The following is a 26,260-nucleotide window of genomic DNA, read 5'->3' as shown; positions in this document are numbered from 1 at the left end:
TTCCATCCTTGAGAAACCAGGATCCCACCCATGGAGCGCGCCCACGACACCGCCACCCTGTTCGTCTCGATTGCCAGTTATCGCGACAGCGAATGCCCCTGGACCCTGACGGATCTGTTCGCCAAGGCCAGCCATCCGGAACGGATCAGGGTGGGGGTGTTGTGGCAGATCCTCCCGGAAGAAGACGACCACGCCACCTTTCTCCGGGTTCCCCCGGAATGGGCCGATCAGGTGCGGGGACGGGTGATCCACATCGACGACAGCCGGGGAGCCTGCTGGGCGCGCCATCGGATTCAGGTGGAGTTCTACCAGGGGGAGAGCTACTATCTACAGGTGGACAGCCATACCCGCTTCGATCCGGGCTGGGACGCGCAACTGATCGACATGCTCCACGCCTGTCCCTCCCCCAAGGCGATCCTCTCCACCCATCCCAACAAGTACATTCCCCCGGATGAACGGTTTGCCAGAGGCTATCCCTATCTGCGGGCGAAAAAATTCAATCGGGATGGCATCCTGGTGCCCCAGGGGGAGTATGTGGATCTGGAAGACCGCCCGGCGGTACCCCGTCCCTCGGCTTTCGTGGGGGGCGGATTGCTGTTCGGTCCCGGCTCCCTGGTTCACGAAGTGCCCTATGATCCCTATCTGTATTTCCAGGGGGAGGAGATCACCCTGTCGGTCCGATTGTGGACCCACGGTTATGACCTCTACAGTCCCAACGGGGTGATTCTGTATCACGACTACACCGACCGGACCCGCCGCCGCCACTGGGATGACCACAAAATCGACTGGAGCAGGCTGCAACGCCAATCCGTGGCCCGGCTGGAACATCTGCTGGAAATCCACGCCTCCACGGATCCGGAGGTATTGCAGGAGATCGAACGCCATGGTCTGGGCAAAATACGCACCCTGGCGGAATACGAAGCCTACGCGGATGTGGATCTGCGCCGCCGCCGCATCGGCACCCGCGGCGCGGACGGTCGATTTCCACCCCATCCCCCCACCACCGGAACTTCGGTGGAGATCCAAAAACTGTTTACCAAGATCCATCAGGAAAACCAGTGGGGCGCCAGCGAAACCCGCAGCGGGTCCGGCTCCCTGATGAGCGCCACCCGGGAGATGCGTCCCCATCTGCAAGACGCCTTGCGCCAACTGGGGGTGCGCACCCTGGTGGATGCGGGCTGCGGGGATCTGAACTGGATTGCGTCGCTGTCGGCGGAGTGGGATCTGTATCTGGGATTCGATGTGGTTCCGGAGATCATCGCCCACAATCGCACCCTGTTCGCCCTGCGCAAAAACCATTTTTTCAATGTGGCGGACATCTGCCATCAGGTGCTGCCCCGGGCCGACGCGGTGCTGTGCCGCAACACCCTGACCCATCTGCCGGACGCACTGGGAACCCAGGCGCTGCGCCACTTCAAAAGCAGCGAAGCCCGTTATCTGATCGCCACCACCTTTCCGAACGCCACCAATGGAGCCTCCAGGTTGGGCCACTGGCACAAGGTCAACCTGACCGCTCCCCCCTTCGGATTGCCGCAACCCGTGATGCTGATCCCGGACGGCAAAGCCCGGCACGAACGCTTCCTGGGCGTGTGGCGATTGGCAGAGTGGTGAACGCAACAAACCCTGTTGCTCCCCCCGGTTCCTGACTTTGCGACCGGGAGGCGACAGGGATTGTTCGTACCGGAAAAAAAGGAAAATGGCCAACGGATACAACCCACAACGCCCACTCCAGCCGGAACCTTTACCAACCGCTCCGGACCGATCCTGGCAAAAAAAAGCAGGTCACTTGAAATTGTGAAAAAAATAGGGCATTTTGTGGTGGTGGCAAACAGGTTCCTGATGCCGAGGTGCCCATCCACCCATACCCGCGACCTCTTCCATGCCGAGTTCCCGGATCGCCTGGAATGGGACAACCTGCTGTTGTGATGAAAAGAATCCATGTCAAATCCGCCTGTTGGAACCCTGTTCCATCCATGACGGATCACACGCCAAGAGGCGATACCGCCCCGGGGCACAACCGTTTCAAACCGATAGGAATCCAATGGATACTCAGAAAAATCGAGAACTCCTGATCCAGTTTCTGGCCACCATCAAACGTCCGGATCTGCCCCTGGATGGCATCGCCGACAGCGATGGTCTGATCAAGTCCGGTCTCATCGACTCCCTGGCCATGCTGGAGATCATCGCCTTTCTGGAATCCCGATTCGCCATTGATTTCTCGGATACCGGAGTCGATCCCGTTGAACTCGAATCCATTCAGAAAATCCTGGATCTGATCGACCGATACACAAAATGATTTTCCACAGTTATTATCATAAGATTTCCCAATTTCACGAAGACAGCCGTCTGCATGAGTTTTCGGTGTCGACTCCGGGAAATGTTATTCTTTGGGTAATCGTTTTTGCGCTGTTGTATACCACAAAATATCTTGCCCTGTTGCCCTTGATGATTCTGACGCAGTTGTTTCCCAACCAGCGCGCCTGGATCATGGCGGTGGGCTGCGGTGGACTGTTTCTTTATACCAAACTGAACCAACTGAACGTCGATGGCATTTTTTGGCTGACAATCGACTCGCTGTTGATTGTCGGAATACTTTATATTTTTTACAGTATCGCAAAATCATTTACATTGCTACCAAAAATCGCCAGAAATCATCCCCAGATCTTTTTGCACATCACTTTATGGATCTGGATCATCGTCATGTTGTTCTTTCCGGTGGATTTCCGCGATGATCCCTCCTGGATCGTGGCCACCAACCTGAATGCCGCCCTGGTCTTTTTCTCGTTTCTGGTCTGGCGCATCGGCTTTTTGCTGTATTCGGGCAAACGGGGATCCCTTAAGCAAAACGGATTCGTGGACCACCTGATCTACTGTCTGCCCTACCTGGGTTCCAGTCAGGTTCCTTATGGCAAAGGCCTCGACTATCTGTATTCCAAACGCGCCACGGGACGACTCGATCTGGCCCGCATCCAACTGGCGGGAATCAAGCTGCTGATTCTGGCTTCGATATGGGATTCGGCCCTGGATCTGCTCGATTGGTCCTTCTTCGATTCCGCCGATGGGGCCATTCCCCTGTTCAAGCTGCACCACATCAACGAACTGATCATCCTGAGCGCCACCCGGATGCCGGACCCGATCACGGTCTGGGGCAGCCTGATCATGGATATGGTCTACGAAACCACCCAACTGGCCATCGTCGGTCATTTGATCATCGGCTGTCTGCGGCTGTTCGGCTTCAATCTGTTCCGCAACACCTACAAGCCGCTGCTGGCCAAGACCCTGATCGACTTCTGGAACCGTTACTATTTTTATTTCAAGGAACTGCTGGTTGATTTCTTTTTCTTCCCGGTTTACCTCTCCTATTTCAAGCAACACCCGAAATGGCGTATCTTCGCCGCCACCATGGCGTCGGCCTTTTTCGGCAACCTCTATTATCACATTCTGCAACACTTTGACCGCCTGATCATCAACGGCGAGATTCTCTCCTTTGCGCGTTTCACCTCGTATGTGTTCTATACGTTCATCCTGGGCATCGCCATCTTCGTGAGCATCCTGCGGGAGCAGAATCAGCGGGGAAAACACTCGGCCCCTTGCACCACCCTGGTGACCATCCGCAAGGTGGCCGGGGTCTGGATCTTTTTTGCCATCCTGCGCATCTGGGACCGTACCGACTCTTCATTCGTGGAAGACACCACGTTCTTCCTCGGACTGTTAGGCCTGCACTGGTAAGACCTGGACCGTCATGACCAATCCGCAACCGATCAACATCGCCCAACGGTTCCATCAAACCGCCCTGCGACAACCGGAGCAGCCCGCCCTGTTTCTCGGCGACACCGGCTACCGTTACGGGGAGCTGCGGGAGCGGGTCTTGCAACTCGCCTCGGCCATCGAACGGTTCAACCCGGACCCTGCCAATCCCACGGTGGCTCTCTTCGGATACCGCTCCCTGACCGCCTACGCCTCCATTCTGGCGATCCTGTACGCGGGCAAGGGATATGTGCCCCTGAATCCGCATTTTCCCGTATCCCGCAACCGGCACATCACCGACTTGTCCGGGGTGCAACTGCTGATCCTGGATACCCGCTGCGCCGAGTCGGCCCAGGCGTTGTTGGAAACCAGCGCCAACGCTCTGACCATCCTGCTCCCCGAACACCCGACCCTGCCGGAGTGGACCCAATCCCTTTCCCGGCATCGTTTTGTGACGCAAACCGAATTGTTCGCCGTCTCGCCCCATGTGACGGCACCGCAGCCGGACGGAGGACCCGTCGCCTATCTGCTGTTCACCTCCGGCAGTACCGGCATTCCCAAGGGGGTGATGGTCTCCCATGCCAATGTCGAAGCCTTTGTGGTCGGCATGCTGGAGCGTTATCAACCCGGCCCCCAGGATCGCTTCTCCCAACACAGCGATCTGACCTTCGACGCGTCGGTCTATGACCAATTCGTCTGCTGGGCGGCGGGAGCCTGTCTGTATCCGGTTCCGGAAGCCAGCCGCATGGCTCCGGCCCGATTCATCCAGGATCACGCCCTGACCTTCTGGGAATCCGTGCCTGCGGTGATCACCTTCATGCAGCGCATGCGCCTGCTGCGGGCCGGGGCGTTTCCGTCATTGCGCTGGTGCGTGTTCGGCGGCGAACGGCTCACCCGGGAGGCGGCGCGCCTGTGGCAAAACGCCGCTCCCAACGCGGTGATCGACAACAGTTACGGCCCCACGGAAGGGACCATCTGCGTGACCGGATATCTCTGGAACGCCGCACACTCCCCGGAAGAGTGCCTCAACGGCATTGTCCCCATCGGCATCCCCTATCCGGGACAATCCGCGGCGATACTGGTGGATGGCAACCTGCTCGAAGAGACGGAAGGAATGCAAGGGGAGTTGTGTCTTTCCGGCTCACAGGTGACTCCGGGTTATTGGAACAATCCCACCGAAACCCAACGGAGCTATTTTTCGCAAACGGATGCCACCGGGAACTCCCGACGGTGGTACAAAACCGGGGATCTGGTGCGCTGGCAGACCGGGGTGGGCTATCACTATCTGGACCGGGTGGACCGGCAATTGAAAATCCGCGGCTACCGGGTGGAGTTGTCGGAAATCGAACACACCCTGCGTCAGGCCGCCCAGTCGGATCAGGTGGCGGTAGTGGGCTGGCCCGCCTCGGGGGAGAATGTCACCTGTGTGGTGGGCTTTGTCTGCGACTCGAAACGCACCGATGCGGAAATCCTGGAAACCTGCGCCCAACGGCTGCCCCATTACATGGTGCCCCGCCACCTGCAACGGCTGGCCCTGCTCCCCTTGAACGCCAATGGCAAAACCGATCTGCTCAAACTGGCGGAACTGGTGAATCCCCCCACCACGGCGGGCAACTGATCCCCCCTTTTTCAGAAGGCGACATCCACCGGAATGCCCGCCTCCTCCACCCGTCGCAAATCCGCCAGCAACTCGGCGGAAAGAGTCCCGTAGCGCCGTTCCAGCTCCCGGACGCCGTTCAAATCCCCATTGCCCTGCAAAATCAGGATGCGGCTGGCCAGTTCCCGGGAGGCTTCCCGCATGCGGGCCACATCCACCCGATAGCGACCCTGCCGGTCCCGTGCGAAGGCCCCACCCGCCTGCAAAAAATTGAACCGGATCAAATTGGCGCGGGCATGGGCACTGCCGGGACCAAAACGGATGGCGCGAAACAGGGAGGCGAATTCGGTGACGGCGCGACTCTCCTCGGTCATCAGCATCCCGTCGGGGGAGGAGTCCCACAACTCCATCTCCCCATCCAGATCCCCCAGCCACAAGGAGAGGGCATCCGCCTTGCCTTCTTCCATCATCCAGGCGTCTTCTTTCAAGGCGTCGTTGACCGTGCCGCCGGACTCGTCCCCCCGGATCACCTTCTTGATCCCCAGACCATGGGCCACCTCGTGAAACAACGTATTGACGAACAACGCCCCGAAGGTCACCTGACACACCTGGGCCGGATCCAGCAACGTTTGCGCCATGGGCAACAGAATCCGGTCGAACTTGGCGCGCATGACATTGCGCAATTGCAACCGCCGGGAGCCTTTTTCCAATTGCACCTGGGGGTCGTTGGGCAGATTGACGGCAATGGGTCGGGTGGCGGCGGCGTCACCGGTCATCAGCAGGGCGTCGTACACCCCGAGGTCCGACTCGGCGCCGGGAAGTTCCGCCCGATACGCCTCCGGCACCGGCAAATGGGCCTGATACGCCCCCAGCCGCCGGGTCTGACGCTCCAAACGCCGCTCCCAGGCCGGATCCTTGATCAACAGCAACGCCTCATGGGCAGCCTTGATGCTCATCAGTCCATCCTCGTAGGTCTCGATGGGGCCGATGATCAGATCCAGACGATTGTTCTTCATCTCCATCCAGGCCCGGTCGCTCTCCTGGTAACGATCGGTGAGCAACGCCTCGGCGCGCAAATTCAGATAACGGGCCTGGGCCTCATCCGTGGCCAGGGCCGCAGCCCGCCGCAGACGCTCGGCAGCCAACACGTGAAACGCGTGAAAAGCCTGATGATAAGGAACCGCCTTCAGCCCTCCTCTCCCATCCCGACGCACCAGGGCAAAAGGATCCTTCAAGGCGGGTTGCTCCAGGGCCGCGGCTTCAAAGGCCTCCCGGGTCAGATCCTCCGGATAGAAACGGCCCCCCTCGGGCTTGGGGGCGATCCCCGGCAGCAAGGGCCGATTGTTCTCCATCCGGTCCCAGGGACCATAATGGATCGCCAGCAACTGGCGTACCGGCTGAGTCCAGGGCACGGCGAACAACGCCTCCGGGTCCCCCACGCTCTGACGCCAGAAAACCGACTCCATGGCCCGGGCCGCCTCGGTGAGCAGGGGGATCATCTGGCGCTCCACGCTGCTCAAGCCGGAAAGATCCGCTTCCAAAGGGACCGTGACATAGCGGCTCAACTGGGCTTCGGCGTCGAACACCCCAGCACCCCCCACCCCCAAAGGCAGCAGGATCCCCATCCACACCAGACACCAGAAACCGATTCCGAACCGAAACGAACGCCCCATGCCCGAATGCCCCATTGATGTGTTGTCGCGCCTCACAGCAGCCATGCCATCAACACCACCGTTTCAAGCAGTTCACACGCCGCCCCTGCGGTATCTCCGGTGACGCCCCCAAAACGGCTCAACCATCCCCGCCGTACCAGCAGCCACGCCCCCGCCCCGGAGAGCAACACCCGCCATCCCCCCCATCCCGCAGCCAACCCCATCCCCAGCAGACACACCATCCAGGCCGCTCCCCGGGGCATGGCCCGGGCCGCCGCCTCACCCATGCCGCCGGGTCGCACGTAAGGCAGGGTCAGAAACAGCCCCACGATCCCCACCCGACCCAGCAGCGCCGCCACCAGCCACGGCTCCCAGGATCCGGTTTGCCACAGCACCCGCACCAGATTCCATTTGAGCAACAAAAGCAACACCAAAGCCATGACCCCGAACGGCCCGCAGTGGGGATCCTTCAGGATCGCCAGCGCCCGTTCCCGATTGCCCATGCCGCCAATCCAGCCATCGGCGGTATCCGACAACCCCTCCAGATGCATGCCCCCGGTCAGCCAGACCCAGGCGATCAGCAACCACGCCGCCCCCACTCCCGCCTCGACGCCGGCGGCCATCAGGATCCAGGCCAGACCCGCCAGCATCCCCCCCACCAGCACGCCCACCACCGGATAAAACAGCACCGAACGGCCTACCGCCCCAGGCTCCGGAGCAAAACCGTTCCAAGAAACCGGAATACGGGTCAGCAGCCCCAAAGCCATCAAAAAGGAAGACCACATGGGAACCGGATCAACCTGCGGCGATTCCGGCTTCGTCGAAGGTGGCCATCTCCCGGTGCAGCAGGCAGGCCAGACGCAGCAACGGTACCGCCACCGCGGCACCGCTGGCCTCGCCGAGACGCATGCCCAGGCTCAACAAGGGTGTCACCTTCATGGCGTCGAGCACCACCCGATGGCCCGGTTCGGCGGACTCATGGGCGAAAATCAGCCAGGGGGCCAGATCCGCCCGCAACCGGGTGGCCGCCAAAGCCGCCACGGAGGCGATGAAACCATCCACGAGCACCGGCATGCGCCGCTGGGCCGCGGCAATGAACGCCCCCACCAGGGCGACGATCTCGAAGCCGCCCAGCACACTCAGCACACCCAGAGGCGTTTTCAGCAGGTGTTGATGCAGCTCCAAAGCCTGTTCGATCACCTCCACCTTGTGGGCCACGCCCCGGGCATCCAGACCGGCACCGGGACCCGCCACCAGGATCGGCGCCTTGCGGGTCAAGGCACAGGCCACAGCCGCCGCGGAGGTGGTATTGCCAATGCCCATCTCCCCACCGATGAACAGTTGGCCGCCAGCTTCGGCAGCCCGCCAAGCGGCCTCGGCTCCGGCCCGCAAGGCGATCCTTAACGCTTCGCCGTTCATGGCCGGTTGCACCCGGAAATCGTTGGTGGACGCGCCGGCCCGATGGGAGATCACCCCGGGCAACGGGCCAGGATCGCTGGCCGCCCCCACATCCACCACCTCCAAATGGGCATTGATGGCCCGGGACAACACGCAAATCGCCGCCCCGCCATGGGAAAAACTGCGGATCATCTCCACGGTCACGGACTGGGGATAAAGGGAGATCCCGGCGGCGGTGACCCCATGATCTCCGGCAAACACCGCGATGCGCACCGATTCCACCGACGGATACTCCCGATCCTGCAAACCGGCGAGACGTACCGCCATCTCCTCCAACCGACCCAGGGAACCACGGGGTTTGATCAACAGGTTTTGACGGGCCTTGGCCGCCTCCATACGGGTCAGGGAGGGGGCGGGAATGGACTCGGACAACCAGGATGGGGTCATGTGGCAGATCCTTTGAGGGTCAAGGGGAGACCGGCGACCATCAAGGTCACCCGGTCGCACAAACGGGCCAACTCCTGATGCAGCCAGCCGCTTTCATCGATGAAACGACGGTTCATGGCACCCATGGGCACCACGCCCAGTCCGGTTTCGTTGCTCACCAGCACCACGGAACCGGCAAGACGGGGCAGCCGCTCCAGCAGTGCCCGGCGTTCCCGCAACCAGACGCTCCCGTCGTCGCCGGGAACGAACAGCACATGAGCCAACCATAAAGTCAGGCAATCCACCACCACAAACCGTCCGCAGGCGGCGTGTTCAGCCAGGGCGTCCGCCAAAGCCAGCGGCTCTTCCACCACCTGCCACCCGGCGGGACGGGACAGTCGATGGCGGGCGATGCGCTCGGCCATCTCCGCATCCCCGGCGGTGGCCGTGGCAATGAACACCACCGGCAAACCGCTCTCCGAGGCCAATCGGGCCCCCATGGCGCTTTTGCCGGAACGGGCCCCTCCCAATATCAAATGAACCGACAATCCCGTTTTCCTTTTGCGCCCCAGGGCAGGAGTGGAGTAGCTTGAACCGTGGATCCCGATCGAAAACCCAACAAAGATGCGATAAAAGCATAATCCCTTCTCCCATGCGAATCAAACCATACCTTACCTCCCGACTGATCATCCCGCTCTTGCTCGCTCTCGGACTGCCCCGGACCCTGCCAGCCGCCACCGACGCGACGGTTTTCGCCCGGGATGCCTCGGGTCGAGAGGTCCGGCTGCCCCATCCGGCCCAACGGGTGATCTCCCTGGCCCCCAATCTCACCGAAATGATGTTCGCCGTGGGGGCCGGAGCCCAATTGATCGGAGCGGCGGATCACAGCGACTTTCCCCCGCCGGCCCGACAGATCCCCCGCATCGGCGGATACGACCGCTTCGATCCCGAAACGGTCATCGCCTTGCGCCCGGATCTGGTGCTGGGATGGAGCAGCGGCAACCCTTCCGCCTCTCTGGAACTGCTGGAGCGGTTCGGATTGACCGTATTCAAAGCCGATCCCCTGCGATTGGATGAAATTCCCCTGGATCTGGAGCGTCTGGGCACCTTGACCGGTCACGTCCAACAGGCCGCAACCGAAGCGCAAGCCTTTCGCACCCGGCTGGCGGCGTTGCGGACCCGCCATCGGGATGCCCCCCGGGTGCGGATGTTCTATCAGGTGTGGCACCAACCCCTGATGACCATCAACGGCGTCCATCTGATCAGTGACGTGATGACCTTGTGCGGCGGGGAAAATGTCTTCGCTTCCTTGCCGGCCCTGGCTCCGGTGATCGACCTGGAGGCGGTGCTGGCCGCCAATCCGGAAGTGATCGTGGCCAGCGGCATGGACGAACAACGCCCGGAGTGGCTGGATCACTGGCGGGAGTGGCAACCCCTGACCGCGGTAATCCGGAACAATCTGTTTTTCATTCCTCCGGATCTGCTCCAGCGCCACACCCCGCGGATTCTCGACGGCGCCGAACGGTTGTGCCCCCTGTTGGAGACCGCCCGCCAGCGCCGTCCAGGGATCCACTAGAACCGGGCCGTGGCTCCAATCATGAACCGGCGTTCGGCTGAGGGAAACCAGGCCCGCTCCACCGGAAAGCCCCCCAGCACCCCGTATTCCGCATATTCCCGACCGGTCAGATTGGTGACATCGAACCATCCGGTTACGTTTGTCCATTTATAACGTAAACCGGTATCCAACACCACATAACCGGACTGATCCCCGAACGCATTGGAAAAGTCGCTGATGAAGGGCCTGGATCCCACATACCGACCGCTCCACTCCCAGGTGAATCGATCCGTGGGCAGATACTTGACCTTGGCACCACTCTGGAAAGAGGGCACGCCGGGAAAATCCTTGCCGCTGTAGATCCCGGAACGAATCTCCGCTTCGGTCCAGGTGACGTTGCCGGAAACCGACCACTGATCGTAACGTTTCTCCAATTCCAACTCCACCCCGTTACGACGCACGGAACCATTCAGATTGGCATTGTTATAGGTCAGAATATCGAAATAGAGTTCATCGCGGGTCATGACTGAAAACCCGGAGAGTTCACCGCTCAAGGTGGGAGAAAAATCACGATGCCAACCCAGTTGCCACTCCACAGAACGTTGGGGTTTCAACGCGGTGTTGACCGTGTTGGTGAAAAAACTGTACTGCTCGTCGAGCAACGGATAGCGGTAACTCTTGGATCCATGTAGATAAAGATGATTTTGATCATTCAGATCGTAACGCATCCCGAATGAATAAGCCTGCTGATCCAGGTTGACCCGCTCCGGAGTGCTCGGCAGAAAATCGAACATGGCCCGATCGATCCGCACGCCTTGAGTCAGACTCCAACGCTTGTCGATTTGAATCTCATTGTGCGCATATCCTCCGAGCGTTCTTTTGCGCAAGGAGAAGTCTCCAAGGGTTCGGGTTCCAAAAAACAGCGAATCGTTGCGGATCGACTCGTGATCGGAAAGATAATCCCCCCCCACGGTCAAACGATCCGAAAACAGGCCGGAGGCGGCATGCAATTGCGTACGAGGGGAGATGCCCCAAACCTGTGTGTCGTTCTGCCCGGTAAACTGCCCCCCGGTAAAATTGGAAAAGTTGGTGACCTCACGGTCACGCCAGGAGAGGTCCACCAGAAAACGGTCCTCCCCCCGGAAAGCGATTTCCGGAATGATATGGATGAAGGTGTCTGTCACCTTGGAGAAGTCATCCGGCGTCAGGGTGGATCTTCTGGACATACCTTTGGCAAAATCGCTCTCTTTCAGGGCCGAAGGCATGCCGGTGGCGTCGTTCTGATAACCGGCACTCACATCGATACCAAAAGTATTGTTTGGCTGAAATCGGAGTTTTGCTCCCCCCTCCCTGGCCTGGATATCCCCATTGTCCCGATAACCATCCTCGGTGCGATATCCGGCACTTAAAGAATACGATAGCTGATTTTTATTACCCTCGACTGTCAGATGACTTTTGGCCCGGCCATGGCTTCCCGCCTGGAGTTTGATTTCAGTGGCATCCTTTTGTCCCGAGCGGGTCAGGATGTTGATCACCCCCCCCGAGGCATTATCCCCATAAAGCACCCCTCCGGATCCACCCCGGATGATCTCGACACGTTCCACTTGTTCCAAAGGAATCCGTGCCCAATCCACTCCTCCCAGATCCGCCTGATTCAAGCGCCTGCCATCCACCAAAACCAGCACGTTGGTTGCCGCGCTTTCTCCAAATCCCCGCAAGTCCACAATAAAATTTCGACCGTTTCCGGTCATGTCCATGACGTGAATCCCGGCCTGTCCCCGCAGCAATTCGGGAATGGAGGTGGCCGAACTCGCCCGAATCTCCTCATGGGTCAAGGTCGTCACATGAGCCGGAATGGTGGTCCGTTTGGTGGGAAAACGGGTGGCGGTCACCACCATCTCATCCACGGTGGAGGACGGATCGGGGGGGGTGTCATCGGAAAAAACAACGGACGTTGGGTACAGCAGGGACAAAAGAGTCAGATAAGTCAGACGGTTCATGGCTGGCCTCGCGTTTGATCTTCGGGTGCTCTCCCGCACCACAAAGAAACCACTGAAGGCGTCCACGCGAAGAATGGAGAATACCAAACGGATCGAGCCGGGAAAACCGTCCACTCTGGGCACAACGGTCTCCAAGCCGCCGCCCCGCGCGACGCGACTTGTTTTTTGTCCACAAGGCCGGTCTCCGGGCTGACGAGCGACTCGGAAAAAAACTCTTTTTCCCGAATCAGCAAAAAACACCTTCCCACCCATAGGGCAGTGGCCAAGAACCTTTTTGCTTTGACTCGATCACCGTTGCGGGGGCAGCGCCGGATTGATCCACCTTTAAAGATGGATGGTTACCGGTCTTCCCGTTTCACCCCCCGGTCAAGGGGGGAACCTTGAGGCTTGGGAGGAAAGATAGTGAGGGATTGTAAACCAGGTCAAGGAAAATAATCCGTGGGGTCTGCGGGGGACATACAGGCTTAATCATGAACCGGAAAAAATACCGGTTCATGATTTACAAACCTCAATACTTGCCAAGGCAATCCGGCCACCAGTGGATCACCTGGTCATCCTTTTTGGTCAATCCACTGATGGGGCCATCCTGAGAGATCACGAAAGCCGCCGAACCGGAACAGTGCCCGACAAAATTAACCGTGGCATTGTGGCGGGTGCCGTAACGGGAGAACAACTCCTCCCGGGGCAGTTGACGGGCCTTGTTGTTTTTCCAATAGATGATCCGCTCCTGCCAAATGGGAGCGGATAAAAACGCCCCAAAAGAGAGGGGGCGCAACCGGTCCGACAGGATCAACGCTCCATCCACACAGGTCATCTGAGCCAGCAATTCGGCGTGTTCGATCACCTTGCGTTTGCACTCCAGCACGGTTTCGCCGATGATGCAGATGGTGGCCAGGGAGGAGGACTCCTCCATCTCCTGACGGAAACGCTCCTGTTTTTGTTCCACATCGCACAGGTCTCCCAGCAGTGCCACCCCGTCCGGACTTTCCAAAAGATTATGCTTGGTGATGATGCCGGAGGACTCGGTGGTGTCGATGGAATCGGTGGGCAGCCAGACAATGATCCCCCCATGTCCCCGCCGGTCCGTCTCCATGAGCAGATAGTCGATGAAGTCCCGATAGGTATGCCAATATTTCATCCCCAGCTTCTGGAATTCCGGATGACGCTTGACCACTTCCAGAAAACGCCATCCCATCAGACCGGAGGTGAAATGAGTGTGAACCGGTTCCAAAAATCTCCCGGACTTGAAACGGGCGATCAGTTCATCCCCCTGATAGATGGACAGTGAACCGGTTCTTTTCGAGATGATGGCCAGGGAGTTGGGCGCCGGTTGTTCCAAAGGCAGGGGATCAAAGCGGTTGCGCCCCCGATGGGTGGTGAAAATGGCACTCCAGATCTCCAGTTCCGTGGGATCCTCCTCGGTACCCCATACCGCCAGCAGCGTGGTATCCGGATCAAAGGCCGGAGCCAGCTTGACCAGGGTATCCACCGTCAGCAGGGGCTTGGGGGACATGCGCATGACGATGCTCTCTCCGGATCGGCCCTTGTCCGGCAGCAACGCGGGATCCGTCAGGGAGACGCCAACCCGCACGGGACGGTCCTCGTCGCGCTTGAGTCCGGCCAGAAAAACCATCTCCATGATGGTTCTGACTTTCTGAAACAGAATCGGATCCTCGGAAACCGGCGCTCCAGGCTTCCACAGTGCGATGATCTCCTCGATAATGACCGGATCAAACACGACGATTCTCTCCCCTTGTCAACGGCTCAAACCTCAAGCGATCCCAAACTGTTGCATCACCTTCCTGCACTTCAGTAACACATAATCATTCGGAATACCATCCCTGGAAACCGATTATCGGCCTGAACACCTCAAAAATGCATCGCGGAGCATAACTGAATCATAGCTTAAACAACCAATATAAAAACTTAATAATTATTAAGTTATTGAAAAATCCATTAGGGTGAATTATAAAATTTCAAGAAATTTCCAAACCTCCAGAGACGATTATCAATTGCATAAATTATCCGCCCTCCCCTACCATTCCCGACACCCATTCACGGCCTTCTGCGCCCCCATGCCCACCCACGAAAGGAGCTGCGTTGTGAACCGATTCCTCACCCGCACCAGTCAACACGCCGGATCGCTGGCCCTGACCTTGTTGTTGCCCGACAACGCCTGGGCCCAATCCCGGCTGGATGGTCCGACCGTGGCCGGAGTCCCGGTTGACTTCATTTTGTTTGGCCTGACCCTGATCGGCGTCGCCCTGTTTCACAACCGGGTACTGCACGTGGCGCTGGGGGGGCTGGCGGTAATCGTTTTGTATAATGTCTCGGTGACGGGATTCAAGCATGGGGCTGGTTTTCAGGGACTGGCGGCCCATTTTGGACACGAATGGGTGATCCTGACCAACCTGTTCTGTCTGCTGGTGGGCTTTGCGCTGCTGGCGGATCAGTTCGAGCGCAGCCATGTGCCGGAATGGATTCCCCGACTGCTGCCACAGGGCTGGAAGGGAGCCTTTATACTGCTGGTGTTGATTTTCGTGCTTTCCGGTTTCCTGGACAATATCGCAGCGGCGATCATCGGCGGAACGGTGGCGATGTCCATCTACAAACGTCGGGTTCACATCGGCTATGTGGCCGCCATCGTGGCCGCTTCCAACGCCGGAGGCGCCGGCAGCGTGGTGGGAGACACCACCACCACCATGATGTGGATCGCCGGCGTCAATCCCCTGGACGTTGTGCCCGCGTATGTGGCGGCGATAACCGCGCTGTTCGTCTTCGGCATCCCCGCCTCCATGCAGCAAGGCAAACACGCGGAGATGCTCACCGCCGGCTCCCGGACCCTCCACATCGACAAGGCCCGGGTGGCGATTGTCTTCATCATTCTGATCGCGGCGGTGGTCACCAATGTCGTCATCAACATCAAATTCGCCGTACTGGCGGATCATTTCCCCTTCATCGGGGTTGCGGTGTGGGTGGCGCTGCTGGCCACCGCCCCGTGGCGCGCCCCCAACTGGAAACTGATCCCGGAAACCGCACGCGGCTCCTTGTTCCTATTGGCCCTGGTCACCTGCGCTTCTTTGATGCCGGTGGAAAAACTCCCCCCAGCCTCCTGGTCATCCTCCCTGATTCTGGGCTTCATCTCCTCCATCTTCGACAACATCCCCCTCACCGCCCTGGCGATCAAACAGGGGGGCTATGACTGGGGCATGCTCGCCTACTCGGTGGGATTTGGCGGCTCCATGATCTGGTTTGGCTCTTCGGCGGGAGTGGCAATCTCCAACATCATTCCCGAGGCCAAATCGGTGGGAGCCTGGCTCAAGAACGGTTGGCATGTGGCCTTGGGCTATGTGGTGGGATTTGTGGTGATGCTTGTTTTGATGGGATGGCATCCCACCTCTTTGGGAGCGGTCGTCCCGACCCCTTGAAAAACGTCACACCAGGAAACACCCCATGGCCGAATCCATTGAAAGGCCATGGGGGATCACTCTTACGATTGACACCAGATCCGCCACATCTCCCGCCAGGCACCAGCCAGATTCTTTGCGAACAAAGCCGTATCCAGCACCGGTGAACCGGCCATCCGAAGACGCAAACCGGCACGCAACGCAGCCAATCCGGGCAAATCGGCAGAAAAAGCCATCGCCTTGGCCACATACTCCTGACAGTCCACCGCGATCCAGTCAGCCAAGCCGACATTGGCCAGAATGGACTCCCCCTGATGCGACAAAAAACGATTACCCTTCCGGGTGATCACCGGCACCCCCATCCATAAACCTTCCATACTGGTGGTCACTCCTGGATAAGGGAAACTGTCCAAGGCGATATCCACCCGATGATAGGCGCTCAAATAGCGTTTCCGATCGGATGGTCCTTCCAGCCATAATCGATCGCTGGTGATTCCATGAACAGCAAACCGTTCGATCACCGATTGTCTCATGCCTGGATCCAGCAGAGATTTATTCTTCAGGAACAGACGACTGCCCGCAACAGCCCGCAGGATGCCGCTCCAGCATCCGACCACATCATCGGTCATCTTGTTGGTATTGTTGAAAGATCCAAAGGTGACAAACCCGTGTTGCAAGGCAGGCAAAGGGGAGACCGGCGGAGCGGATTCCGGAGGGGTGAAACAAAAATAACAATCGGGCAGACGCCATGGCGTTTCAGTGAAATGATCCACTTCCGACTCCGGCAGATTGAACCGATCTCCGAGAATATAATCCATGGCGGACACACCAGTCGTGGCGAAATAACCCAACCAAGTCACCTGAACCGGTGCCGGTTTCCAGGCAAATACCGACAACCGGGTGCGGGCTGTATGACCGGACAGATCCACCAGAATATCCACCCTGTCTTGATGAATGCCATGGGCCAACACCTCATCACTCATGCCAAAAACCATGCGCCAATGGGGTGTCACCCGCTTCAAACGATGCGTCAGGTCGTCCTCTTGAAAATGATTGGAGTAAACGTAAAGCTCGACCTCTTCTCCTGACAAACAAGGCAACAACCCATCCAGGAAATATCCGACAGGATGGTTGAGCAGGTCTCCAGAGACCATTCCCACCCGCAAGGTGCGCCCCACCGCGGCAGCATCGGCAGCATGACTGAATGGCTTGGCTCTTGAGGCCACCAATGCGCCATATTGCTGGGCATCCTCCATCGCCTTTTCCATGCGACCATCTCCGTGGTAATTCTGCATGAAAAGCAAATTACTCAGAGAGTCAAGATAATTATAATCATATTTAATAGCCAGACGATAATAATTTTCAGCCTCTTTAAATTTCCCTAGATTATTGCAAACCACCCCCAGATTCAACAAAGTCCGCGCATCCTCGGGTTTCAAGGCAACCGCCCGCAACAACAGATCACGCGCCTCGACAAAGCGGCCCATGGAAGTCAATACATTCCCCAGATTGTTGAGCGCCGCCCCATCATCCGGGTTGAAGGCCAAAACATGACGAAAGGTTATTTCAGCCTCGGGATAACGGGCCGATTGAGTCAACACAACCCCCAACGCCAGATGTGTCCGCACATTGTCCGGCTCCACGGCCAAAACACGACGCAAACAACCCTCAGATTCTTCCATGCGCCCCATGGCGCTCAAGACGTTGCCCAATGCCTCCAGGGCAGACAAAGAATCCGGTTCCAATGCCAAAGCGTGCCGGCAGACCACCTCAGCCTCCTGGTGGCGTCCCATGCAGGACAAGGCATTGGCCAGATTGATATGAGCGCCCACAAAATCCGGTCGAATCCCCAAGGCAAGGCGACAAAAATGTGCCGATTCGGCAAACCGCCCCTGGGCACTGCGGATCACACTCAAATTTCCCAGAACGCAAACATATTCCGGCTTATTTGATGATACTTGCCCATAACACCATTCCGCCATGGCCAAATCACCCGCCAGATGATATTCTATTCCTTTTTGCCACCAATCCGTCTCGGATACGGGGGTTCGAGTCAAGGACAATCCAGCCACCAGGCATTTATGAACCCCTCCGGAATGCCCACTGCATGGGGGCTTCATGGCGCCCCATCCCCGGTGGGCACAAAGGCATTGAGCGCCGCAACCACTCTGTCCACCGACTCAATGGACAAAAATGGGTGACAGGGCAAGGAAAGACAACGGCATGCGTGCCGTTCGGCGTGAATGAGTCCAAGGGGATCGGATGGAGCATTCGACCACGCGGGTTGCCAATGGATCGGCAAGGCGTAATGCAACCCGGTATGCACACCCTTCTTTCGCAAATGCGCCCGCAAGGCATGACGCTGGGGCACATTCACCACAAATTGATGATAGACATGACCAGTCGGTTCTTCTGCGTCGGGTTGCAACGTTACCCAAGGATTGCACATCCGTTCCCGATATTTCCCTGCAGTGGTTCGTCTGGCTGCGTTGAACGTTTCCAGCCACGGAAGTCGTACGGCCAACAAAGCAGCCTGAATTTCATCCAGACGGCTGTTCATGCCGGCCAACAGATGCAATCCAGAGCCATCGGCAGCACTCCGACCATAATCCCGCCATTGTCGAGCCTTTTTGGCAATCATTTCATCGTCGGTGATCAACATGCCCGCATCTCCGATGGCGCCGAGATTCTTGGTGGGATAAAAGCTGAAGGCTCCCACCAGACCAAACGAACCAGCCATCTTGCTGTGTCTGCTGGCCAGATGCGCCTGAGCGCAATCCTCGATCAACGCCAAGCCGTGCTCACGACACCAGACAACCCATGCTTCCATCTCCACCATCCGGCCATACAGATGCACCACCACCACAGCCCGCGTACGCATGTTCAGAACCCGTTGTGCGCTTTCCAGACTCAACAACGCGGTCGCGGGATCGATATCCGCCAAAACCGGAGTGGCTCCGGTACGAATCACAGCCAATACCGTCGCAAAAGCGGTCATCGCCGGCACAATCACCTCATCCCCCGGACCGATCCCGCTGGCACACAAGGCGATACCTATGGCATCCATGCCGTTACCCACCCCAATCCCAAACCGTACCCCGCACTGCTCGGCCCATAGCTGCTCGAACCGTTCGACCTCCCGGTCCAGCACATATCGTCCAGAGGACAATACCCGTTCAACCGCCTGCAACATGGCCCGATGCATCGCTGCCGGTCCTCCGGTCAGATCAGTCATCGGAATGTCGGGTCTGTCACACACTGGCAAATGACCGGCTTGAACGTTCATGAATCCGCCTGAACATAGTGGTCGTAAAAACAATTATAATAATTAATCGTACTCCGCAATCCCGCCATCAGGTCAATTTTTGGTCTCCATCCCAGTTCGCAGGCGATCCTGGAAAAATTTCCATAACAACTCCCAATGTCGATTTTTTGCCGATCTCTGGGAAACGGCACCAGTTCATAGCCTCCCTGCTGGGTAAAACTGCTCATGCTCCTGGCCAAATCCAGCAACGACACCACCTCTTCCCCGCCCAACAGATAGACCTTGCCGATGGCCTCCGGACATGATCCGGCCAGCAACAAGGCCTCCACACAATCATCCACATGATTGAAATCCCGCAGTTGCTCACCATCTCCGAAAACAGGCAAAATTCTGCCTTCATGCAGCAGGCGAAACCAATATCCCAAAAACGACTGGCGCGCATCCATGATGCGCATACCACAGCCATAAGTATTGGTCATACGTATTATTGTCACTTCAAGACCGTACACGGTGTGATACAATTGATGATAATACTCTGCCGTTGCCTTGTGGATTCCATTGAAATCCACCGGTTGAACCGGATGCCGTTCGTCCAAGGGTAAATAACAGGGTTTGCCATGAATCTGCCGGGTACTGGCAAAAACGATACGCAACTGCGGATTCAACCTGCGACAGGTTTCCAGAAAAAGGTGTTGACCACCGACATTGATGGCACAATCCATCGCAGGATCGATCATGGACTCCAAATGTCCCGTCTGGGCCGCGAGATTGAAGACAATATCTTGTCCCGGCAGACACGCTTCCAAGGCCAAAGGATCCCGCACATCCTGGATGTGGAGGGCAATCTCAGAACGAATGTCACGAATATTGAACAGATTCCCCCCATGGCCGGGAAGCAGCACATCCAAAATGGCCACTTGGGCTCCCATGGCCACAAGACGGCGAGCCAGATTGGAACCGATCAATCCCAGGCCACCAGTAATCAGCACCTTCCTGTGCGCATAATTCATCGGTTGCTCCTCTTGCAACATCCGGTCAGACTCAATGACCGAGTGGACATGTACCCACCTCAGGAGCAAGCCCTACGCCATTCAATTTTATACTTAATAATCAGCATATTAATTCGTATTTTAACAACCATGCGGCCTGCCATGTTGCATAAATGCAACCCGCCAGACCGCAACACAAACCCACAGAAATCCGCTCAATGGGTCGGGAAACAAAAATCGGGGATTCAGCAATCTCTCACTGGAAAATCCGGGTTGAAATCAGAGGCGACAGCCATTGCAAGCCAATTTTCAAGAATGGTCGTCTGATGGCCGGTCGGCAGGTTCCACACTGTTGGAATGGGCGCGGATTTTCTTCAATCGTCTCCAAAGGGAGACCCGATCCAGCCCCAGTATTCTGGCCGCCAATCCCTGGTTGCCCTGGGTCTCCTGACAAATCCAGACGATATAGCGCTGGACCATCTCCTCCAATGAAAGATATTTCTGATCATCCGAACGCTTGAACAGATGCAACGACTCAGCGACACTCCATGATTCAGGTAGTTCAGAAACCCCCACCTCAGCCGTGGTGGCAAAGGCCACGGCACGCAAAATGACATTCTCCAGTTCCCGCACATTGCCCGGAAACCGGTGATCACACAGCAGCGCCATGGCCTGGGGGCTGATACCAGTGATTCTTTTGTTCAGAGCCTTGGCGTGTTTTTCGATAAAATGCTGCACCAGCAAGGGAATATCCCCCTGACGCTCCGACAGGGGAGGAAGATGAAAATCCACCACATTCAATCGATAATACAGATCACGTCGAAAACGACCCGCTTCCACCTCCTGACGAATATCCCGATTGGATGCGGCCATGAAACGCACATCGATGGGAACCGGCCTGCTCATGCCCAATCGCAGCAACTCTTTTTCTTGGATGACACGCAACAACTTGACCTGCATGGACAATGACATTTCGGTAATCTCATCGAGAAACAAACTCCCTCCGGCGGCAGCGTCCACCACACCCTTGCGATCCCGCACCGCGCCGGTGAAGGCTTCCCGTGCATGACCAAACAACTCGTTGGCCAGCAACTCCTCCTGAAATGCCCCGCAATTGACGGCTACAAAAGGCTTTTTGGCCCGAGTACTCAGGTCATGGACCAGTCGGGCCAGAATCTCCTTGCCGGTTCCGGTTTCCCCGGTGATCAGAACCGGCAGATCCAATCCCGCGATCCTGGAGACCTGAGCCAGCAGACGCAACATGACCGGATCCTGCGTGATCAACGGATGATGCCATCCGGCAATCACTCCGCTGGCGGGATTTCCCTGTTGTGCCGATTGACGACGACTGTTCTCGGCGGCACTGGCGACAGTCTGCCGCAAATCCTGGGGCCGAATGGGCTTGATCAGATAATGAAAGGCACCTTGTCGAATGACATCGACCACCGAAGAGACCGAAATCGTGTCGGATACGAAAATCAAGGCGCTGGAGGGTAGCAAACGCTGACAATGGCGCAGAAAATGACTCTCATCCATAGGGTCCAACCCCAAGTCGGCGAGAATCACCTCAACGGGTTCCGGATCCGCCACGTGTCGTTCCAGATATTGCAATGCGGATACCCCACCTGGGACGGTCATGACCCGACATCCTGCTTTGCGCAGGATATGCTCCAGAATATGCAAGGCCGCCTTGTCGCGATCCACCAGAAGAACGCGAACGGGTTCAGACATCGGAGTCAACGCTCCCGGAGCAAGGGATCCGTTGCCCCCATCCTTTCATGGCTTGCAGGCAACCAAAGACAAAAACGCACACGGGCGTCCTCCCTCGACTCCACCAACATGGCGCCACCATGACGGCGGATGATGCCCGGCAACAGACAGATTCCCGGATTGCCATCTTCTCCAGGAAGACAAAGCCAGGAGACATCCTGTAACGGCTGTTCCGGAGTCGAAGGGATTTCCCCGATCCACGGCAAAGAAATCTCCACCACTTCATGGCATTCGGGGGACAACCAAACCAGAGGACGCAATACGGAGCGTTCCAAGGTGGCGCGCATCTCCACTTCCGAAAGCCGTCGGGCTTTCAGGTCGCATGCCATGCCAACGGGAGACGATCCCAAAACATGAAGCATCCAATCACTCAACCCCTGTGCAAGCGTGGCCGGATTGCCGATCACCACCAGATCCGTGGACACCTCCAAGCCCACCATCCCCACGGATGGCCGAGTCTCTTTCAAGACGTTCAACACCCGATCCAACAACGGAGCCAATGGAATCGGGCTATTGGGTTTATCTTGCGCGTGGGCGTATTCCTGAATCGCAGTCAACAGACGGCTTCCCTGCTCCGCCTGCTGATGAATCCTCACCAGCATGTCCTGGGAGCCATTTTCCGGCTGTTCTTCCATCAGAATCTGGCAGGTGGTGGAAATATTGGCCATGGGTTTCTCAAGAGTTTTGACCAACCGGGACAACACCGCATCCGAATAGACGAATTGCGCCTGCCTGGAACGTTCCTCCCGATTCTGTCCAATGGTCTTCAAAGCCAAATTGATCATCCGGCTCAACGACACGATCTCCCGATCCTGACAGGGAGGATCCAATTGATCCCGATCCCCTTCCAGAATCGATGACAATCCTTCCTGCAACTCCCGCAACGGCAACACAGCCCGACGCAACAAAACAATCCCATAGAGAATCAACAAACCGAGAAAGAACACATTCGCCAAAATGATGAAGATGCGGGTATCACCCAGAATCACCGAAATATTATCCTCGGTATCCGCGGCAAGCTGCTCAGCCAATCCGATCAACTGCTTGCCCAACTGATGCAACGTGATTTCAAGGGTCTGAATGGCCTTGGGATCTTGTTCCAGCAATAAAGGATAACGCAGAAAATGATCCCGATACTCCACCGAAACATTCAACATCCGTTGAAAAATTTTCTCCCCATCCGGTCTGGAAAGGATGGCACCACGATATTCCCGCAATTGCCGATCCGTCTGATCAAGATAACTTAAAGTGTTTTCAAATGCACTTTTTTCATGATAGATCAAATAGCTTTTTTCAAATCTACGCACTTCCAGCACGGTGTTCAACAGGCTCAGGAAACCGTGATCATTCATGGCCTGCTGATGAATCCGGCCCGTTTCCTGAAATAACAAAAACGATACCGCGATCAAGAGACCACCGAGGATCACCAAGCCCACCCAAACCGTATGGCTCAACGATTGAAAAAGACGCATATTCTTCCATCCATCCAGGTTCAAGGTTATTCCGAATCAAGGATGCAATAATACCGCCAAATTCAATCCTGGAACCCAGCAAGGGCTGCTTCTTCCTGCCGCCTGCCGCCATGTTTCATCAATGCAACAAACCAGTTGCACTTTTGAAACATCACCCCAGACCATGGACCACTCACTCCGGCATCCAGAACCCCCTCTCCCCCCACGCCACCGCCCGCATGGGATGTCGGAACAGGCGGGAGAGCAGCGCCGGTTGCAACATCTGCTCCCGATCCCCCATCAGACTCTCCCCGGAACCGAACAGAAACAAAAAACGATCACAAAACCGCGCCGCCAGATTGATATCGTGCAGCACTAGAATCATGGCACCGTTCGACGCTGCGGTCTTGCGGACCAGCAACTCCAGCAGACCGATCTGATGCCCCAAGTCGAGATGATTGGTGGGTTCATCCAGCAGCAGCAGTCGCGGGGATTGCACCAGCAACGTGGCGGCTTCCATGCGTCTGCGCTCCCCGCCGGACAGGGTTTCCACCTGACGGTGGGCCAGAGCTTCCAATCCGGTTTCCCGCAAGGCGTCCAAAGCCAGTTGATGATCGTCCATCGTATCCCGCGCCCAGAAAGGGACATGGGGGGTGCGACCCGCCAACACACACTCCAGCACCGTGGCGGGAAAGGGATACTCCTGTTCCTGAAACAAAATTCCCACCCTCCGGGCCACGGCCCGACGGCTCAGAGCGCGCAGGGGACGCCCTTCCAGGAAAATCTCCCCCCCATCCACCGGCTGCAATCCGGCCAGGGCGTGCAACAAAGTGGATTTGCCCGCGCCATTGGGGCCCAACACCGCCCAACGCTCTCTGGGACGCACCGACCAATCCAGTTTGCGACAGAAACGCCGCTCCCCCACCCCCAGATCCACCTCCTGCAACGCCAGCAGTGGTGCCGTCACCGGAGGCTCCGACGCAACAGCCACAAAAAGAGGGGAGCGCCCAGCAAAGCGGTGAGGATACCTACCGGCATCTGTTGAGGGGCGATGAGGGTACGGGCCAAAAGATCGGCGAGAGTCAGCAAGGCGCCCCCGAGCAGGGCGGAGGCGGGCAACAAAATCCGATGGTCCACACAACCGACCATGCGCAACAGATGGGGAATCACCAAACCAACAAAACCGATACTGCCGGCGGTGGCCACAGCCGAAGCCGCCGCCAAAGAGGAGAGCAGGTACAATGCCAAACGCACCGGAGTGACCGCCACGCCCAGAGAGGCGGCCCGGGCCGGACCGGTGACCAACAGATTCAAGGCCCGGGAAAAAGGCCAGACACACCCCAGCACCAACACCAACACCACCAGCGAGGGAAGCGGATCCCCGCCCCGGGCCAGATCCCCCATGATCCAGAACAAAGCCCCCCGCAACCGTTCATCCGGCATCCAATACAGCAAAAAACTCACCCCGGCCCCCCAGCCGGAAGCCACCACCACCCCGGTCAACAACAGTCGGGATCCCCGTTCCCACCCGCCGGGTCCACCGGCAAGCCAGAACACCACCAGCATGGTGGCCATGGCCCCCAGCCAGGCTCCCCCATCCACCCACAGTCCGGAACCCCCGGCCATCAAAGCCAAAATCGCCCCGAAAGCCGCCCCTCCGGAAAGTCCCAGCACATACGGATCCGCCAAAGGATTGCGCAACAGCACCTGCATCAACACCCCGGAAAGAGCCAACAGACCCCCGACCCCCATGGAACCCAACGCCCGGGGCAGTCGCAATTCCAGAATCACCCGGCCCAGCAGCCCATCCCCCTGCCCCCGCAGCAGATCCAACACCCCCGGCATGCCTCCCGGCATGCCCCCCACCGACAACGCAGCCAGAAAAATCACGCAGGCGATCAACAGCAGCAGAGCCAAAACCGCGCCCTGCCCTTCCTGACGAAAAAAGGGAGTCAAAGGAGAAACCGGTTTATACTTTTGAATACTCATGATGGGGCACGATACACCGATTCAACCAATCCCGCAGCATGACGGCATATTTGTGACCATTCTCTTCCTGTGGGGTTCCCAGTTCGTCCAGGGCCGCCTTTTGGGTTTTGTGGCGGGACAGGGCGTGTTGAATGGCCCGCACCAGGGTACGGCGATTGACCTGTCCTTTGACCAGATAGTCCTGAGCCCCATCCTCCACCGCCTGAATGGCCTGCTGATCGTCATCCATGCCGGTGAACACGATGATCGGGGTGTCGAACGCCTGAGTCTGCATGCGCATAAAGGTCTCTTCATAGCCCTGGCTGTCGGAAAGGTTCAAGTCCAACAGAATCAGGTCGAATTTGTCCTGGCGCAACAGGGACTCGGCTTCGGCAAAGGTGGTGGCGTGGGTCAGTTTGTAGGTGGGAATGCGCAAGGGATCGTCCCGATTTTCCACCGAGTTGGCCAGCCACCCCTGAATCACCGAAAAATACTCCAATTCGTCTTCCACGATCAAAAAATGATAACAGACACTGAAATCATGGACATTGGGCAACTTGCGGCAGGGATTGGCAACCGAGGCGGACTCCGTCTTGCCGATTTTGTCGTTTTTGGCCAACCGGGCCAGTTTCTTGTTGCCTTTGCCAGTGGAGTGGGAACTGGAACCATGTTCCAGATCGAACAGTCGCTGGGAGAGGTGACGAATCAGGCGAAAGGCGATGGAGGGATCCTGATGCATGCGGGAGATAAACATTTTTTCATCGATCCCGAGAATATAGGAGTCTTCCAGCACCGTGGCCGTGGCAAAGCGCTCATGATTGACCGTGAAGGCCGAAGCGATCCCGAAAATTTCGCCGTCACCGATTTCCACCCGCATGCTTTTGCCGGCGGAGGTTTCACGGGTGAGCAAAACCCGACCCTTGCGCACCATGTAAAATTTGTCGGAAGAGTCGCCTTGACGAAAAATGATCTCTCCTGGTCGATAGTGTCGGCCCAGTTCCCTGGACTCGTCATGTACGTTCATCGATTCCACTC

The 26,260-nt window shown here is 57.7% G+C and carries 22 protein-coding genes and 1 riboswitch; of the genes, 7 read left to right on the top strand and 15 right to left on the bottom strand.

The window, feature by feature from the left end:
- The first annotated feature begins 30 nt into the window (after nt 1–30).
- The 5 genes from HQL98_01030 (at nt 31) to HQL98_01010 (ending at nt 5,365) form a co-directional block, all read left to right on the top strand.
- Nucleotides 31–1,611 (top strand): hypothetical protein, encoded by a 1,581-nt coding sequence (locus HQL98_01030; GenBank protein MBF0270645.1) that lies wholly within the window; start codon nt 31–33, stop codon nt 1,609–1,611.
- Nucleotides 1,612–1,671: 60 nt separating this feature from the next.
- Entirely contained in the window at nt 1,672–1,926 is a 255-nt protein-coding gene (locus HQL98_01025; protein MBF0270644.1) for a hypothetical protein, read from the top strand.
- A gap of 115 nt (nt 1,927–2,041) precedes the next feature.
- A complete protein-coding gene (locus HQL98_01020) occupies nt 2,042–2,296 on the top strand; it encodes an acyl carrier protein (protein ID MBF0270643.1) in 255 nt (84 codons plus the stop codon).
- 404 nt (nt 2,297–2,700) lie between these two features.
- The gene (locus HQL98_01015; protein ID MBF0270642.1) at nt 2,701–3,729 is read left to right on the top strand and encodes a hypothetical protein; all 1,029 of its coding nucleotides are present in this window, start codon (nt 2,701–2,703) and stop codon (nt 3,727–3,729) included.
- 13 nt (nt 3,730–3,742) lie between these two features.
- Nucleotides 3,743–5,365 (top strand): amino acid adenylation domain-containing protein, encoded by a 1,623-nt coding sequence (locus HQL98_01010; protein MBF0270641.1) that lies wholly within the window; start codon nt 3,743–3,745, stop codon nt 5,363–5,365.
- An 11-nt stretch (nt 5,366–5,376) separates the two neighbouring features.
- On the opposite strand, the gene HQL98_01005 is transcribed toward HQL98_01010, so the two are convergent.
- Genes HQL98_01005 through cobU form a run of 4 tightly spaced genes read right to left on the bottom strand, consistent with a single transcriptional unit; the run spans nt 5,377 to nt 9,320 of the window.
- Complete coding sequence (locus HQL98_01005; protein ID MBF0270640.1) at nt 5,377–7,017, bottom strand: Zn-dependent hydrolase; 1,641 nt, start codon at nt 7,015–7,017, stop codon at nt 5,377–5,379.
- 32 nt (nt 7,018–7,049) lie between these two features.
- Nucleotides 7,050–7,781, bottom strand: coding sequence for an adenosylcobinamide-GDP ribazoletransferase (locus HQL98_01000; protein ID MBF0270639.1), 732 nt, complete (start codon nt 7,779–7,781; stop codon nt 7,050–7,052).
- A 10-nt stretch (nt 7,782–7,791) separates the two neighbouring features.
- Nucleotides 7,792–8,841, bottom strand: a complete 1,050-nt coding sequence (gene cobT, locus HQL98_00995) for a nicotinate-nucleotide--dimethylbenzimidazole phosphoribosyltransferase (protein ID MBF0270638.1) — start codon at nt 8,839–8,841, stop codon at nt 7,792–7,794.
- Nucleotides 8,838–9,320, bottom strand: a complete 483-nt coding sequence (cobU, locus tag HQL98_00990; protein MBF0270637.1) for a bifunctional adenosylcobinamide kinase/adenosylcobinamide-phosphate guanylyltransferase — start codon at nt 9,318–9,320, stop codon at nt 8,838–8,840. Before cobU ends, cobT begins: the two co-directional genes overlap by 4 nt.
- Before the next feature lie 152 nt (nt 9,321–9,472).
- On the opposite strand from cobU, the gene HQL98_00985 reads away from it, so the two are divergent.
- Nucleotides 9,473–10,396, top strand: a complete 924-nt coding sequence (locus HQL98_00985) for a cobalamin-binding protein (GenBank protein MBF0270636.1) — start codon at nt 9,473–9,475, stop codon at nt 10,394–10,396.
- On the opposite strand, the gene HQL98_00980 is transcribed toward HQL98_00985, so the two are convergent.
- Both HQL98_00980 and HQL98_00975 read right to left on the bottom strand, forming a co-directional pair.
- Complete coding sequence (locus HQL98_00980) at nt 10,393–12,375, bottom strand: TonB-dependent receptor (GenBank protein MBF0270635.1); 1,983 nt, start codon at nt 12,373–12,375, stop codon at nt 10,393–10,395. The genes HQL98_00985 and HQL98_00980 overlap by 4 nt on opposite strands.
- Nucleotides 12,376–12,532: 157 nt before the next feature.
- Nucleotides 12,533–12,773, bottom strand: a riboswitch (cobalamin riboswitch).
- Nucleotides 12,774–12,883: 110 nt separating this feature from the next.
- On the bottom strand, nt 12,884–14,113 hold the full coding sequence (locus tag HQL98_00975; protein ID MBF0270634.1) for a hypothetical protein: 1,230 nt from the start codon (nt 14,111–14,113) through the stop codon (nt 12,884–12,886).
- Nucleotides 14,114–14,525: 412 nt separating this feature from the next.
- Between HQL98_00975 and HQL98_00970 the strand changes: the two genes are divergently transcribed.
- Nucleotides 14,526–15,803, top strand: a complete 1,278-nt coding sequence (locus HQL98_00970) for a citrate transporter (GenBank protein ID MBF0270633.1) — start codon at nt 14,526–14,528, stop codon at nt 15,801–15,803.
- Between the two features lie 62 nt (nt 15,804–15,865).
- Here the strand turns inward: HQL98_00970 and HQL98_00965 are convergent, their stop codons facing one another.
- The 9 genes from HQL98_00965 to HQL98_00925 all read right to left on the bottom strand — a co-directional run bounded on the left by HQL98_00965 (nt 15,866) and on the right by HQL98_00925 (nt 26,249).
- Nucleotides 15,866–17,692, bottom strand: a complete 1,827-nt coding sequence (locus HQL98_00965; protein ID MBF0270632.1) for a tetratricopeptide repeat protein — start codon at nt 17,690–17,692, stop codon at nt 15,866–15,868.
- 206 nt (nt 17,693–17,898) lie between these two features.
- Nucleotides 17,899–19,017 carry a DegT/DnrJ/EryC1/StrS family aminotransferase gene (locus tag HQL98_00960; protein MBF0270631.1) on the bottom strand — a complete coding sequence of 373 codons (1,119 nt, stop codon included), beginning with the start codon at nt 19,015–19,017 and terminating at the stop codon, nt 17,899–17,901.
- Nucleotides 19,018–19,064: 47 nt separating this feature from the next.
- A complete protein-coding gene (locus HQL98_00955; protein ID MBF0270630.1) occupies nt 19,065–20,057 on the bottom strand; it encodes an NAD-dependent epimerase/dehydratase family protein in 993 nt (330 codons plus the stop codon).
- 288 nt (nt 20,058–20,345) lie between these two features.
- Entirely contained in the window at nt 20,346–21,767 is a 1,422-nt protein-coding gene (locus HQL98_00950; GenBank protein ID MBF0270629.1) for a sigma-54-dependent Fis family transcriptional regulator, read from the bottom strand.
- A gap of 5 nt (nt 21,768–21,772) precedes the next feature.
- Complete coding sequence (locus HQL98_00945) at nt 21,773–23,158, bottom strand: hypothetical protein (protein MBF0270628.1); 1,386 nt, start codon at nt 23,156–23,158, stop codon at nt 21,773–21,775.
- Nucleotides 23,151–23,390 carry a hypothetical protein gene (locus tag HQL98_00940; GenBank protein ID MBF0270627.1) on the bottom strand — a complete coding sequence of 80 codons (240 nt, stop codon included), beginning with the start codon at nt 23,388–23,390 and terminating at the stop codon, nt 23,151–23,153. The genes HQL98_00945 and HQL98_00940 overlap by 8 nt, the downstream gene beginning before the upstream one ends.
- Before the next feature lie 60 nt (nt 23,391–23,450).
- Nucleotides 23,451–24,248, bottom strand: coding sequence for an ABC transporter ATP-binding protein (locus HQL98_00935; GenBank protein ID MBF0270626.1), 798 nt, complete (start codon nt 24,246–24,248; stop codon nt 23,451–23,453).
- On the bottom strand, nt 24,221–25,246 hold the full coding sequence (locus HQL98_00930; GenBank protein MBF0270625.1) for an iron ABC transporter permease: 1,026 nt from the start codon (nt 25,244–25,246) through the stop codon (nt 24,221–24,223). The genes HQL98_00935 and HQL98_00930 overlap by 28 nt, the downstream gene beginning before the upstream one ends.
- Nucleotides 25,227–26,249, bottom strand: a complete 1,023-nt coding sequence (locus tag HQL98_00925) for a cyclic nucleotide-binding domain-containing protein (protein ID MBF0270624.1) — start codon at nt 26,247–26,249, stop codon at nt 25,227–25,229. The genes HQL98_00930 and HQL98_00925 overlap by 20 nt, the downstream gene beginning before the upstream one ends.
- Nucleotides 26,250–26,260: the final 11 nt, after the last annotated feature.

It is taken from the genome of Magnetococcales bacterium (assembly GCA_015231755.1).
Classification (GTDB): Bacteria; Pseudomonadota; Magnetococcia; order Magnetococcales; family Magnetaquicoccaceae; genus Magnetaquiglobus.
The sequence above is the reverse complement of the archived record's forward strand: the minus strand, read 5'-3'. Positions and strand labels throughout refer to the sequence as shown.

Coding starts and splice junctions, on each gene's coding strand:
- HQL98_00925 (MBF0270624.1), bottom strand. CDS start 26,249: ATGAACGTACATGACGAGTCCAGGGAACTGGGCCGACACTATCGACCA.
- HQL98_00955 (MBF0270630.1), bottom strand. CDS start 20,057: ATGAATTATGCGCACAGGAAGGTGCTGATTACTGGTGGCCTGGGATTG.
- HQL98_00980 (MBF0270635.1), bottom strand. CDS start 12,375: ATGAACCGTCTGACTTATCTGACTCTTTTGTCCCTGCTGTACCCAACG.
- HQL98_01010 (MBF0270641.1), top strand. CDS start 3,743: ATGACCAATCCGCAACCGATCAACATCGCCCAACGGTTCCATCAAACC.
- HQL98_00940 (MBF0270627.1), bottom strand. CDS start 23,390: ATGGCGGCAGGCGGCAGGAAGAAGCAGCCCTTGCTGGGTTCCAGGATT.
- cobT (MBF0270638.1), bottom strand. CDS start 8,841: ATGACCCCATCCTGGTTGTCCGAGTCCATTCCCGCCCCCTCCCTGACC.
- HQL98_01030 (MBF0270645.1), top strand. CDS start 31: ATGGAGCGCGCCCACGACACCGCCACCCTGTTCGTCTCGATTGCCAGT.
- HQL98_01000 (MBF0270639.1), bottom strand. CDS start 7,781: ATGTGGTCTTCCTTTTTGATGGCTTTGGGGCTGCTGACCCGTATTCCG.
- HQL98_01005 (MBF0270640.1), bottom strand. CDS start 7,017: ATGGGGCGTTCGTTTCGGTTCGGAATCGGTTTCTGGTGTCTGGTGTGG.
- HQL98_00960 (MBF0270631.1), bottom strand. CDS start 19,017: ATGACTGATCTGACCGGAGGACCGGCAGCGATGCATCGGGCCATGTTG.
- HQL98_00945 (MBF0270628.1), bottom strand. CDS start 23,158: ATGAATGATCACGGTTTCCTGAGCCTGTTGAACACCGTGCTGGAAGTG.
- cobU (MBF0270637.1), bottom strand. CDS start 9,320: ATGGGGGCCCGATTGGCCTCGGAGAGCGGTTTGCCGGTGGTGTTCATT.
- HQL98_00930 (MBF0270625.1), bottom strand. CDS start 25,246: ATGAGTATTCAAAAGTATAAACCGGTTTCTCCTTTGACTCCCTTTTTT.
- HQL98_00985 (MBF0270636.1), top strand. CDS start 9,473: ATGCGAATCAAACCATACCTTACCTCCCGACTGATCATCCCGCTCTTG.
- HQL98_01020 (MBF0270643.1), top strand. CDS start 2,042: ATGGATACTCAGAAAAATCGAGAACTCCTGATCCAGTTTCTGGCCACC.
- HQL98_01015 (MBF0270642.1), top strand. CDS start 2,701: ATGTTGTTCTTTCCGGTGGATTTCCGCGATGATCCCTCCTGGATCGTG.
- HQL98_00950 (MBF0270629.1), bottom strand. CDS start 21,767: ATGTCTGAACCCGTTCGCGTTCTTCTGGTGGATCGCGACAAGGCGGCC.